The 12,653-nt window shown below is 66.0% G+C and carries 11 protein-coding genes; 7 read left to right on the top strand and 4 right to left on the bottom strand.

Annotated elements, in window-relative coordinates:
* Positions 1 to 7: 7 nt before the first annotated feature.
* Both gyrA and FHR96_RS14565 read right to left on the bottom strand, forming a co-directional pair.
* Positions 8 to 2,719 carry a DNA gyrase subunit A gene (gene gyrA / locus FHR96_RS14560; RefSeq protein WP_183388413.1) on the bottom strand — a complete coding sequence of 904 codons (2,712 nt, stop codon included), beginning with the start codon at positions 2,717 to 2,719 and terminating at the stop codon, positions 8 to 10.
* A gap of 189 nt (positions 2,720 to 2,908) precedes the next feature.
* Positions 2,909 to 3,343, bottom strand: a complete 435-nt coding sequence (locus FHR96_RS14565; protein ID WP_183388414.1) for an acyl-CoA thioesterase — start codon at positions 3,341 to 3,343, stop codon at positions 2,909 to 2,911.
* Between the two features lie 162 nt (positions 3,344 to 3,505).
* On the opposite strand from FHR96_RS14565, the gene FHR96_RS14570 reads away from it, so the two are divergent.
* The 7 genes from FHR96_RS14570 to thiI all read left to right on the top strand — a co-directional run bounded on the left by FHR96_RS14570 (position 3,506) and on the right by thiI (position 11,721).
* Positions 3,506 to 4,438, top strand: coding sequence for a recombination-associated protein RdgC (locus FHR96_RS14570; RefSeq protein WP_183388415.1), 933 nt, complete (start codon positions 3,506 to 3,508; stop codon positions 4,436 to 4,438).
* 26 nt (positions 4,439 to 4,464) lie between these two features.
* Positions 4,465 to 5,628 carry a 1-acyl-sn-glycerol-3-phosphate acyltransferase gene (locus tag FHR96_RS14575; protein ID WP_246392977.1) on the top strand — a complete coding sequence of 388 codons (1,164 nt, stop codon included), beginning with the start codon at positions 4,465 to 4,467 and terminating at the stop codon, positions 5,626 to 5,628.
* Positions 5,629 to 5,730: 102 nt separating this feature from the next.
* On the top strand, positions 5,731 to 6,885 hold the full coding sequence (locus FHR96_RS14580; RefSeq protein ID WP_183388417.1) for a cation diffusion facilitator family transporter: 1,155 nt from the start codon (positions 5,731 to 5,733) through the stop codon (positions 6,883 to 6,885).
* 221 nt (positions 6,886 to 7,106) lie between these two features.
* Complete coding sequence (locus tag FHR96_RS14585; RefSeq protein WP_221195837.1) at positions 7,107 to 7,823, top strand: transglutaminase-like cysteine peptidase; 717 nt, start codon at positions 7,107 to 7,109, stop codon at positions 7,821 to 7,823.
* Positions 7,824 to 7,826: 3 nt separating this feature from the next.
* Complete coding sequence (locus FHR96_RS14590; RefSeq protein ID WP_183388418.1) at positions 7,827 to 9,755, top strand: EAL domain-containing protein; 1,929 nt, start codon at positions 7,827 to 7,829, stop codon at positions 9,753 to 9,755.
* A 77-nt stretch (positions 9,756 to 9,832) separates the two neighbouring features.
* Positions 9,833 to 10,114 (top strand): hypothetical protein, encoded by a 282-nt coding sequence (locus FHR96_RS14595; RefSeq protein ID WP_183388419.1) that lies wholly within the window; start codon positions 9,833 to 9,835, stop codon positions 10,112 to 10,114.
* Between the two features lie 125 nt (positions 10,115 to 10,239).
* The gene (gene thiI / locus FHR96_RS14600) at positions 10,240 to 11,721 is read left to right on the top strand and encodes a tRNA uracil 4-sulfurtransferase ThiI (RefSeq protein ID WP_183388420.1); all 1,482 of its coding nucleotides are present in this window, start codon (positions 10,240 to 10,242) and stop codon (positions 11,719 to 11,721) included.
* A 78-nt stretch (positions 11,722 to 11,799) separates the two neighbouring features.
* On the opposite strand, the gene FHR96_RS14605 is transcribed toward thiI, so the two are convergent.
* Together FHR96_RS14605 and FHR96_RS14610 are read right to left on the bottom strand one after the other, a co-directional pair.
* The gene (locus tag FHR96_RS14605) at positions 11,800 to 12,144 is read right to left on the bottom strand and encodes a cupin domain-containing protein (RefSeq protein WP_183388421.1); all 345 of its coding nucleotides are present in this window, start codon (positions 12,142 to 12,144) and stop codon (positions 11,800 to 11,802) included.
* 50 nt (positions 12,145 to 12,194) lie between these two features.
* Positions 12,195 to 12,464, bottom strand: a complete 270-nt coding sequence (locus tag FHR96_RS14610) for a hypothetical protein (RefSeq protein ID WP_183388422.1) — start codon at positions 12,462 to 12,464, stop codon at positions 12,195 to 12,197.
* Between the last annotated feature and the right edge of the window lie 189 nt (positions 12,465 to 12,653).

Here is a 12,653-nt window from a genome sequence, read left to right on the forward strand (position 1 = left end):
TTATGTATTACTGGTCATCGTCCGCGGCAGGCGGCTCACTGCCGGCCTCTCCGTCGGCGGCTTCAAGGGCTTCGCCCTCTTCACCCTCTTCGCCCTCGACAGACGTCGCCTCATCCTCGGGCTCGTCGATGCGCACCGTCTTGACCAGCGCTTCTCCCTCGCCCAGGCGAATCAACATCACGCCCTGGGTGTTGCGCGAACTGATCGACACTTCGTCGACGCGGGTCCGCACCAGGGTGCCGCGGTCGGTGATCAGCATCATCTCGTCGGCGCCGTAGACCTGCATCGCGGCCACCAGGGCACCGTTGCGCTCACTGGTCTGCATGGCGATCACGCCCTGGCCGCCGCGCCCGCGCAGCGGGAACTCCTCGAGGCGGGTGCGCTTGCCGTAGCCGTTCTCGCTGGCGGTGAGGATGTAGATCTGGCCACCGTTGCCCTGATGCTCTTCGGCACTCTCGGCATCGTCGCCTTCGCTTTCGGCGTCGATCAGCTGGCTCTGGGGGATGATCAGGCTGATCACCTCGGCATCGTCCAGCAGTTTCATGCCGCGCACGCCGCGGGCAGTCCGCCCCATGGCACGCACATTGCCTTCCTCGAAGCGGATGGCCTTGCCGTTGGAGGACAGCAGCATGGCATGATCCGAGCCACTGGTGATGGCCGCACCGACCAGGCGATCCCCCTCCTCGAGCTCGATGGCGATCAGCCCCACGCTGCGCGGCCGGGAGAATTGTTCCAGGCTGGTGCGCTTGACCGTGCCCTTGGCGGTAGCGAAGAAGATATAGCTGTTCGGATCGTAATCGCGCACCGGCAGGATGGCGTTGATCGACTCGCCCTCGTCCAGCGGCAGCAGGTTGACCAGCGGCTTGCCCCGCGAGCCACGGCTGGCGGATGGCATTTCATAGACCTTGAGCCAGTACACCTTGCCGCGGTTGGAGAACAGCAGCACGGTATCGTGCGTCGAGGCCACCAGCAGGTGCTCGATGACGTCTTCGTCCTTCATCGCCGTGGCCGACTTGCCGCGCCCACCGCGACGCTGGGCCTGGTAGTCGGAGAGCGGCTGGGTCTTGGCATAGCCGGAGCGGGACACCGTGACCACCATGTCTTCCTCGGCGATCAGATCCTCGATCGACAGATCGAGATGGCTAGCCTGGATCTCGGTGCGCCGCACATCGCCGAACTGGTCGCGCACCGCGGTCAGCTCCTCGCGAATCACTTCCAGCAGGCGATCGGCGCTGGCCAGGATCTCGGTGAGCTCGGCGATCTTCTCGAGAATGCTCAGGTACTCGTCGAGCAGCTTCTCGGTCTCCAGCCCGGTGAGGCGATGCAGACGCAGTTCGAGAATAGCCTGGGCCTGGGCCGGCGAGAGGCGGTACTGGGAAGCGTCCTGGCTGAGGCCGAAGCCCTCCTCCAGGTCCTCGGGCTTGCAGGAGTGGGCCCCGGCCCGCTCGAGCATGCCGGTGACCTGGCCCGGCGACCAGTTGCGGTCGAGCAGCTTCTCCTTGGCCTCGGACGCGTTCGGCGAGGCCTTGATCAGCTCGATCACCTCGTCGATGTTGGAGATGGCCACGGTCAGGCCTTCGAGGATGTGGCCGCGTTCGCGGGCCTTCTTCAGCTCGTAGAGGGTGCGCCGGGTCACCACCTCGCGACGGTGACGGATGAACGCCTCGAGCACCTCCTTGAGGTTCAGCGTGCGCGGCTCGCCGCTTTCCAGGGCCACCATGTTGATGCCGAAGACGTTCTGCAGCTGCGTCTGGGCGAACAGGTTGTTGACCACCACCTCGCCGGACTCGCCGCGCTTGACCTCGATGACGACGCGCAGGCCGTCCTTGTCGGACTCGTCGCGCAGCTCGGCGATGCCGTCGATGCGCTTGTCCTTGACCAGCTCGGCGATCTTCTCGATCAGCCGCGCCTTGTTCACCTGGTACGGCAGCTCGGTGACGATGATGTGGTCGCGGCCGGTCTTTTCGTCGTGCTCGATGGTGTGCTTGGCACGCACGTAGATGCGCCCACGGCCGGTGCGATAGGCCTCGAGGATACCGGCGCGACCGTTGATGATGCCGCCGGTGGGGAAGTCCGGACCGGGGATGTACTCCATCAGGTCGTCGACCGACAGGGTGTAGTCGTCGATCAGCGCCAGGCAGCCGTCGATCACTTCCACCATATTGTGCGGCGGGATGTTGGTGGCCATGCCCACCGCGATACCCGAGGAGCCGTTGACCAGCAGATTGGGCACCTTGGTGGGCAGCACGTCGGGAATACGCTCGGTGCCGTCGTAGTTGTCGACCCAGTCGACGGTGTCCTTCTCCAGGTCAGCCATCAGCTCATGGGCGAGCCGGGCCATGCGCACCTCGGTGTAACGCATCGCCGCGGCGTTGTCGCCGTCGATGGAGCCGAAGTTGCCCTGGCCGTCGACCAGCACGTGGCGCATGGAAAAATCCTGGGCCATGCGCACGATGGTGTCGTAGACGGCGCTGTCGCCGTGAGGATGGTACTTACCGATGACATCGCCGACGACACGCGCCGACTTCTTGTACGGCTTGTTCCAGTCGTTGTTCAGCTCGTGCATGGCATAGAGCACGCGCCGGTGGACCGGTTTCAAGCCATCGCGCACGTCGGGCAGCGCACGGCCGATGATCACGCTCATCGCGTAATCGAGGTACGACTGCTTGAGTTCGTCCTCGATGTTGACTGGCAGAATCTCTCTGGCGATGTCACCCATGGGTCGTCGAATCCTTTGCACTGCAAGAGGTTGGCGCGCCGCCTGGCCGTGAGGGGACGCGCCATATCAGCCCAGCATCATACCACTGTGGGCGCCGCAAAGCAGCGATAAGGAACCACCGATGGCACCGCCAGCGCGGCGCAAGGCAAGCCACCACTCCCCCCCGTCAAGCACCCGCGACGATTCGGGCTAGGCGTCGGACGCCTCCTGGACGACCAGCGGCGCCATGGCATCGCGCAGCGCACCGTCGATGGTGACCGCCTTGTTGGCGGCCACGTCCAGCAGCACGAAGGTGAGATCGGCACTGGCCACCGTCTTGCCATCGCGGGCCCGGCGGATGTCCTGATGCATGCGCGCGCTACGACTGCCGAGCTCGGCCAGCCCGGTGACCACCTCCAGGTCCTCGCCGGCCACCGCCGCCCGTCGATAGTCGATGTTCAGGTTGACGGCGACGAAGGCCACCTCGCCGCCCTGGATGATCTCGGCCAGTGCAGGGCGCTCGTCGAAATACGCCCAGCGCCCCTCCTCGAGGAACTCCAGGTAGCGGGCATTGTTGACGTGGCCGTAGCCATCGAGGTGGTAGCCACGCACGCGCAGCGAGACGCTGGAAAGCCGGGCATCCATGATGGGAACTCCTGATCGAGCGTGAAATGAACCCTCGATTCTAGCCAGACGCGCCGCCCGGATTCAAACAGCAGTTTGAATCCGGGCGTTCCCGGGATGCTGGCACCCCCGTGCCCCATTCGCCATAATGTGCGTCCTTTTCGCCCAGGGAACGCTTCATACATGTGGTTCAAGCACTTGCACCTCTATCGCCTGCACGACGCCCCCACGCTGGACACTACCCTCCTCGAGGAGGCACTGGGCCAACAGGCGTTTCGTCCACTGGGCGGCAGTGAAGCGCGCCGGCTGGGCTGGTGCCCGCCCGCCGGCCGGGCCGGCACCCAGCTGCTGCACGAACTGCAAGGGCAACGCCTGATCACCGCCCTGCGCCAGGAGCGCCTGCTACCGGCTGCCGTGGTCAAGGAGGAGCTGGAGGAGCGCGTCGACGCCATCGAGACCCAGGAAGGCCGCAAGCTGCGCCGCCAGGAGAAGCTAACGCTCAAGGAGCAGGTCTACGAAGAGCTGCTGCCCCGAGCCTTCGTGCGCAGCCAGAAAGTGGATCTGTGGTGGGACAGCCGTCGCTCGCTGATCGCCGTCAACGCCAGCAGCCGCAAGCGCGCCGAAGAGATCCTCGACCTGCTTCGCGAGACGCTGGGCAGCCTAAAGGTCACGCCGCTGGCCAGCCAGACCCTGCCCATGCGCGCCATGACCACCTGGCTTGGCGACCCCGGCACCCGGCCCGTGGACCTGGTGCTGGGCGACCAGGTCGAACTCAAGGCCAAGGGCGATGACGGCGTGCTGCGCGCACGCCAGGTCGATCTCGACAGCGACGAGATTCAACAGCTCCTCGAAGGCGACCGGCAGGCCAGCAAATTGGCGCTGGGCCTGGAGGGACGGCTGTCGTTCGTGCTCCACGACGACCTGGCGGTAAAGTCGATCCGGTTCGACGACGCCCTGGTCGACGAAGCCTCCCAGGCCGACGATGGCGATGATGCCCTGGTGCGCCTGGAGACCGATTTCCTGCTGATGACCCAGGCACTAGCCGACGGCATCGAGCGCCTGCTGGCCTGGCTGGGCGGCGAAGCCCAGGCCGGCCAGGCCACCCCCACCGCTTGACCAATACGGCCGCGCTCATGACAACCATGCATACTGAAGACGCCTCAGATCCGTGGGCCGAGATTCGCCCCTATCACGACCACGAAGTGGCCGAGGTGCTGGCCCGACTGGCCAAGGATCCGGAACTGCTGGATGCCCTGACCCGCTTTCGGCTGCCCCGGCTGGCCAAATGGATGCCCCGCCTGTCGCGGGCCATTGCCAGCGCCGCGGTGCGCCGCGAAGTGCGCGACGTCACCACCATCCGCGACTTCCAGGCTCGCATCGCCGGTTACATGCAGCGGATGCTGCGCAGCTCGACCAGCGATTTTCGCGTCGATGGCCTCGAACAGCTCGCCCCCGATACCGCCTACCTGTTCATCGGCAACCATCGCGACATCTCGCTGGACCCGGCCTTCGTCAACTATGCGCTCTACCTGGCCAAGCGCGACACCGTGCGCATCGCCATCGGCGACAACCTGCTGCAGAAACCCTATGTCACCGATCTGATGCGGCTCAACAAGAGCTTTATCGTGCCACGCAGCGCCCGCGGCAAGCGGGCCATGCTGGCCGCCTATCAGAAGTTATCCGCCTATATTCGCCATTCGATCACCGTCGACAATCACTCGATCTGGATGGCTCAGCGCGAGGGGCGCGCCAAGGACGGCATCGATCGCACCGACCCGGCGATTCTCAAGATGCTGACCATGTCGCGCCGCGCCGAGGACCGCAGCACCGGCATCGGCGAGGCGATCGCCGAGCTGCGCGTCGTGCCGGTATCGATCAGCTACGAGTACGATCCCTGCGACATCCAGAAGGCTCGGGAGCTGCGCGCGGTGCACACCAGCGGCGCCTACGACAAGAGCGAGTTCGAGGACATCCGCTCGATCGTTGCCGGCATTACCGGCCAGAAGGGCCGCGTGCACCTGCGCTTCGGTACGCCGCTCACGTCGGACTTCGACACTCCCGACGCGGTGGCGGCGGAGATCGACCGCCAGGTACTTGGTGGCTATCACCTCTTCCCCAGCCACTACCTGGCGCTCGAGGCCCTGGGTGATGCGCCGGAGCTGCTCGACCTGAGCGAGGTCACCGATGCCGATCGCGCCCGCTTCCAGGCACGACTCGCCGAGGTGCCGGCGGAATTGCGTGACTGGTGGCTGGCCCAGTACGCCAATCCGGTTCGGAATGTCAAAGGGGCCAAAAGTGAGGCGTGACGCAGCATGAAGCGCCAGGTCGTCGATGCAAGACGGCTGCCGAGGTGACGCCACGGGCAGGCGAATAGGCGCGATCCCACGGACACGGCGGGAGGAACGAGGATGACGGAGCGAGCCGCTCAGACGCGTGAGGCACACAAGGCCACCTTGATCGGCGCCGGAGTGGATTTCCTGGTCGGCATGGCCAAGCTGGTCACCGGCAGCCTGGTCGGCTCCGCGGCCCTGATCGCCGACGGCATCCACTCCTTTTCGGACATCGTGACCGACGTCTTCGTGGTGGCGGCCACGCATTTCGGTCGCCAGGCCCCCGATCGGGATCACCCCTACGGCCATGGCCGCATCGAGACCCTGGCGACGCTCTGGCTCGGCGGCGTGCTGATCTTCGTGGCCGGCGCCATCGCCTGGGCGAGCCTCGGCCGCCTGTACGCCGGCGACCCGGTTCCCGCCCCCGGCGGCTGGGCCATTGCCATCGCCGCGATTGCCCTGCTGGCCAAGGAAGGCATCTATCACTACACGATGCGTGTCGCGCGGCGCATCGAGTCTCGCCTGCTGGAGGCAAACGCCTGGCACTCCCGCTCGGATGCCCTCTCCACCCTGGTGGTATTGATCGGCCTGCTGGCGGCCCAGTTCGGCTTCGGCTGGATGGATGCCGTGGCCGCCGTCGTGGTGGGGATCATGGTCGGCCAGGTCGGCGGGCGGCTGCTCTGGGAGTCCAGCCAGGAGCTGATCGACACCGCCTTGCCGGCGGAGGATCAGGCGCTGCTGAAGGAGACCGCCGAGACCGTGCCCGGGGTGCGCGGCGTCCATGAACTTCGCACCCGCCGGGTCGCCGGCGATGCGCTCCTCGACCTGCACATCGTGGTGCCGCCACGGGTCACCGTCTCGGAGGCGCATGAGATCGGCAATGCAGTCAGCCGCCGGCTGCGCGAGGCCATGCCCAGCCTGGCCGATGTGACCTTCCATATCGATCCCGAGGACGACGAAGGCCAGACCGCGCATAGCCGGCGCCCCGGCCTGCCGCTGCGCGACGATGTCGAGGCACTGCTCGATGCCGCCTGGCACGCGTTGCCGGCCTGGCGCGCCCGCGTCGACCTCGATCTTCACTACCTGGACGATCGCATCGACGTGGCCCTCTATCACGCTCCGCTGTCCGAGGACCTCGACCCGGACACCGCCGCGGCCGATCTGCGCCGTGCTGCCGGGGATCTCGCGTGGATGGGTCGACTGCGGCTGTGGCAGGGACCGGGACGAGGCTAGTGTCCTTGCAATGCATAGCCGCCAGACGCCCCCTGGGCCGCCTGGCGGCATGCCTCCTCTTCGCCATCGCCCTGCCGCATCGCTGCACCTTGCCTGCGACCCCATGGACTCGCTACCTGCTCGGCACACCGACGAAACAGGGTTTTCACGATCTCATCGCCTCGCACTGGCGTTTGCCGAGACCTAAGCTTTAGCCATTGCTCATCCACTGGCAGGACGGCATGCCCGATCGTTCTCGTTTTCGCCCGGCCTCGCCCGATCGCCGACGGTGCCTAGCCCTGCTGGGCGGCATGCTGATCGCCGGCGCACTGGGCCTGCCATCGAGCGGGCTGCAGGCCAGTCTGGACCGGGTCCGCCTGCGACAAAGCATGCGCCGGGAGTTCGGATCCGACGGCCTCTCGGTGCTCGAGGAGTGGCTGAACCTGCTGGAGCGACTGCGGCGCGCGGCACGCGACACCCAACTGCATGATGTCAACGATTTCATCAATCGCCGCGTACGCTGGCTCGACGATGATCGCGCCTGGCACCAGGAGGATTTCTGGGCCACGCCACTGGAGACGCTGGGCCGTGGCGCCGGCGACTGCGAAGACTTCACCATTGCCAAGTACGTCAGCCTTCGCGAGCTTGAGATCCCCGAGGCCATGCTGCGCCTGATCTACGTCAAGGCAAGAATCGGACGCAGCCGCATCACCCAGGCGCACATGGTGCTCGGCTATTACGTTTCGCCCAGCACCGAGCCGCTGGTGCTGGACAATCTGGTGACGACGATAGAGCCCGCCGGCGAGCGCATCGACCTCGAGCCCTTGTTCAGCTTCAACGGCAGTGGACTCTGGGCCACCGGATCGCCCCGCTCACACGGCGACCCCACGGCACGCCTGTCGCGCTGGCGAAGCGCCATCGACCGCATGCGACAGCAGGGTTTCATCCAGGGGGGATAACAGATGTCACTCATCAAGCAGCTTTGGCTGATCATCGTGGGACTCGTGCTGCTGTCCTTCGGCGCCAGCCTGTTCATCGGCGTGACGACGAGCCGTGCCTATATCGAGCAGGAAGTCCGCATCAAGAACGCCGATAACGCCAATGCCCTGGCATTGACCCTGACCCAGATGCCCAAGGATGCCGTGACCATCGAACTGCTTATCGCCGCCCAGTTCGATACCGGATACTACCGACGCATCGAGCTGCGCAGCCCCGACGGCGAGATCATCGAATCACGCCGGGCCAGTGATGCCATCGGCGATGTACCGGCATGGTTCGTGAGCCTGGTCGACTTCGATGTCGCACCCGGCGTCGCCATGGTCCAGGACGGCTGGCAACAGTTCGGCACCCTGAGCGTGGAGAGCCAGCATAGCTACGCCTATCGCTCGCTGTGGCGCAGCACCTGGAGGCTCGCGGGCTGGTTCACGCTGGCCGGCCTGGCCAGCCTGCTCCTGGGCGGTTTGCTGGTACGGAGCATCCGCCAACCGCTGCATCGTGTCGTGGAGCAGGCCAGGAATATCGGCATGCGCCGATTCACCACGTCCAGGGTGCCACGCACCAGGGAACTGGGCGAGGTCGTCGAAGCCATGAACCAGCTGGCCGGTGACGTGGGCGACATGCTCGGCCGCGAGAGCCAACAGCTCGACAGCCTGCGTCGTCGTCTCCAGCATGATGCCGTCACCGGAGCACTGAACCGGGACGCCTTCCTGGCGCAGCTACAGATTCACCTGGAGAGCCAGGACTTCCGCGCCAGCGGCTGTCTTGCCCTGGTGCGCGTGGGCCGGCTCGGGCAGCTCAATGAAACGCTCGGCCATGACAATACGGATGCGCTGCTGCGCGAACTCGCCGATTCACTCGGGCAGTTGGCCCAGGTGCATGGCAGCGGCCTGGTCGGACGCCTCAACGGCAGCGACTTCGCGCTGCTCCTGGCGGGCCTCGACGACCGCGAATTCGTCCAACGGGAGCTGACCGCTCGTCTCGACGCCCTGGCCGGATCGAGAGAGGCCCCCATCGCCCTGCACGGTGCCATCGATCACTATGTTCAGGGCGATCGTCGCCGCGAGCTCCTGTCCGGCCTCGACGGCGCCCTGTCGCAAATCGAAAGGGACGCTCAGCAGGGCCTGACGGTCGTTGACGACGACCGACCGAAGAGCCTGTTCACCACCCATGCCGAATGGCGCGAGGCGCTGCAGACCGCCATTCGGGAAGGCGTCCAACTGGCGCACTATCCGGTACTCGATCCGCAAGGCAAGCTCCTGCACTACGAGTGCCCTTCCCGACTGCGCCTTCGGCAACGGTGGCAACCGGCCGGCACCTTCATCCCCTGGGTATCGCGACTGGGGCTCGACGTGGCGCTGGACCTGGCCGTCGTCGATGCCGCCCTGCAGAACATCGCCCATCGTCACCAGGCCACGGCCATCAACCTCTCGCCCGCGTCGATCCGCGACGGTCGCTTCGTGCTCGAGCTGCACGCCCGGCTTGGCATCCGCCCGGAGGCCTCGCGACAGCTGTGGCTGGAACTACCCGGCCAGTTGATCATCCAGGAACTCGACGGCTTCCGCAGCCTCTGCCGGGAGCTGAGACCGATGGGCTGTCAGTTGGGGTTGAAGAACGTCGGCGCCGAATTCACCCATCTCGCCGACCTGCACGATCTGGGCCTGGCCTTCCTCAAGATCGACAGCAGCCTGGTCAAGGGCGTGCAGGAGACCCATGAGCGGCAGACCATCCTGCGCGGCATGGCCACCCTCTGTCACTCGCTGGGCATCCTCGCCGTGGCCGAAGGCGTCGAGACCCAAGACGAGACCCACGTCCTCTTTCAACTGGGGTTCGACGGCGTCACCGGGCCGGGCGTCAATCGGCTCGATACCTTCCTGCCGCCATCAGACTCGTGAGCGACCGCACTGGAGCTTCGACCAAAACATGGTATCGTCGGCGGAAATGCAGCCCGGCCCGTATCAAGGAGAACGGCATGTCCTCATCGGAAATCCAAAAGACTCGCGTCATCAATGAACTACGCAGCTTCATCAAGAAACTGCTGCAAGATCCCAAGATCCTGGAACAGTCCCTGACGATCGCCCGGGAACGCCTCGGCGAGGGCGACCAGACGGACGTCATGGCGCGCATCGCCAACGAGATATCCGATACCACCAGCGTGCATATCCCGGAAGACCCCAAGGAACACTCGGAGGCCGATCGCCTGTTCCTTGAACTGCTCAAGGAAGTGGTCAGGGAAGAGCAGGCCCTCTACTGACCCAGCCCCCTCTCTCGAACCACTCGGGGAGGCGAAGCGCTTCGCGGCATCGCCGCCTCCCCATTGACTGCGCCCGGCCGCGGCAGCTGATATAATGCCGCGACACTTTTTCAACGCCGCCCCGCATGCTCTACCTGCTCAAACTCCATCCCGAAATCACCATCAAATCCCGTTCGGTGCGTCAGCAGATGACGCGCTGCCTGACGGCCAATATCCGCAACACCCTGCGCCGCCTCGATCAGGGCGTGAGGGTCAAGGATCAATGGGACGCCATCCGTGTTCGCCTGCCCGAGGGGCTCGCCGACGAGACCACGGCCGCCATCGAGGATAGCCTGACGCGCATCCCCGGCATCCAGCAGATCCTCGCTACCGAGGAAGTCCGTTTCGACTCGCTGGAGCAGGCCGCCGAGCACATCGTGCCGCTGTGGAGCCCGGCGATCGCCGGTCGCAGCTTTCGCGTCCAGGCCAAGCGCCGCGGCGAACATGACTTCACCTCGGCAGACATCGAGCGCTATCTGGGCGGCAAGCTGCTCGAGGCGTCGCCGACGGCTCGCGTCAATCTCAAGCACGCCGAGGTCGTGGTGCCGGTGGAGCTCAATGATCGTCGCCTTCAGGTGATCAGGGCTCGCTGGAAGGGGCTCGGTGGCTACCCGCTGGGCGTGCAGGGCCAGGCGCTGTCGCTGATCTCGGGCGGCTTCGACTCGCCGGTGGCGACCTGGAAGATGATCCGGCGGGGCGTCAAGACGCACTTCCTGTTCTTCAACCTGGGCGGGCCGGCCCACGAGGCCGGGGTGCGCGACGTCAGCCACCACGTGTGGGAACGCTACGGCGTGTCACACAAGGTCAAGTTCGTCTCGGTACCCTTCGAGGGCGTGGTCGCCGAAATCCTGCGTTCGATCCCCGACGGCCTGATGGGGGTGGTGCTCAAGCGCATGATGATGCGTGTCGCCGGGCGGATGGCAGAACGCCTGCGGATACCGGCGCTGGTCACCGGGGACGCCATCGCCCAGGTATCCAGCCAGACCCTCAGCAACCTGGCGGTGATCGACGACGCCAGCACCCTGCCGATCCTGAGGCCGGTGCTGACCGACGACAAGCAGGACATCATCGACCGGGCAAGGATGATCGGCACGGCCAGATTCGCCGAGTCCATGCCCGAGTACTGCGGGGTCATTTCGCGCCGCCCGCACAACAAGGCTCCGCTGGGCGACGTGCACGCCGCCGAGGCCGAGTTCGACGAGCGGGTGCTGGAAGAAGCCATCCAGGCCACCGAGGTCATGCGCATCGACCAGGTGCTCGAGCGAGAGGCCCCGCTTCCCGAGGTAATGACGGTCGACTCGCCGGAAGCGCTGGGACACCTGGATGCTCCCTGCGTGATCGACATCCGCCGCGCCGACGAGCAGGAAGCGGCTCCCCTTGCGCTGCCGCGCATTCCGCTGATCCATATCCCCTTCTACGAACTTCAGGACCAGGCGGCCGACCTCCCCGCCGACAAGCAGTACCTGCTGTACTGCGACCAGGGCGTGATGAGCCGCATGCAGGCCCTGCACCTGGCCGACCGAGGCCTGCGCCACTTCGGCGTCTATCGGCACTCGCCCACGCGCTGAAGCGTCGCCCTGCCAGCCGATCGAGGACCCCATGAGGCCCGACGCGCCGCCGCAGAGCGTGCCGTCGGCCCCAGGGCACTAGTCGAGGGGAGAGGCATCGCCGCTCGCCGCGAAGTGAATCGCCAGCCAGCGGGTCTCGATGTCCGGGGCCGTCCATGTCACCCGGTGGCGCCGATGGGCCGCAATGGTCAGATGGTCCCCCGGCCCCAGCGACACTTCCCTCGCTTCATCCTCGAAGGCCAGCCTCGCCTGCCCCGTCAGCACCACCACCCACTCGTCCAGGGCCTGGTCATACCAGCCCTGTTCCGGCGATGCCTGCCCTCGGGACACGATGAGTTCGACCCGCAGGCGATCCGCCTCCAGCAGGGTCTCGAAGTGCTCCCGGTCCATGTCCACGGGCAGGAAGCGCAACAGGTTGATCATCGCTAGCCTCTTCCCATCCGGCGCTGGCGACAACCCAACGGGCACGCCCCCTACTGACAGGGCACCACCTTGCGCTGGGTGCTCAAGGCCCAGAGTTTCTGGCCGTCGGGCGTGTCACCCTGTTCGCTCCAGGTCTCGGTGATCTCGAGACAGTAGGAGCCCAGGCTTTCGACGGTGACCTGGGGGTCGGCAGGGCGCTGGTTGCCGATCCGCATGATGTCGGGGTTCTCACTGGTATAGTTCGGGGCGATGGCGCCGCCGCTGCAGCCGGCCAACAGCGCAATGAGCCCCATCCACAGGGGAGTGCGATAACGGGACATGGCGTCTTGTCTCCATGGAACGCCGGGTGCCGGGAGGATCGCCAGCCACCGCGAGGCGAGGCCCCGTCCCCGGACCGTGACGGGATGCGCGGCTCACGGGCCGCTATTGCCAGCTTAGCCTCCGCACGACGACCGGGCGAGGCCGAACGGGTGCAGGCGACGCCGAAGATGCTACAATCTGGTGCCTGA

It is taken from the genome of Halomonas organivorans, from assembly GCF_014192055.1.
In the GTDB taxonomy this organism is placed as follows: Bacteria; Pseudomonadota; Gammaproteobacteria; order Pseudomonadales; family Halomonadaceae; genus Halomonas; species Halomonas organivorans.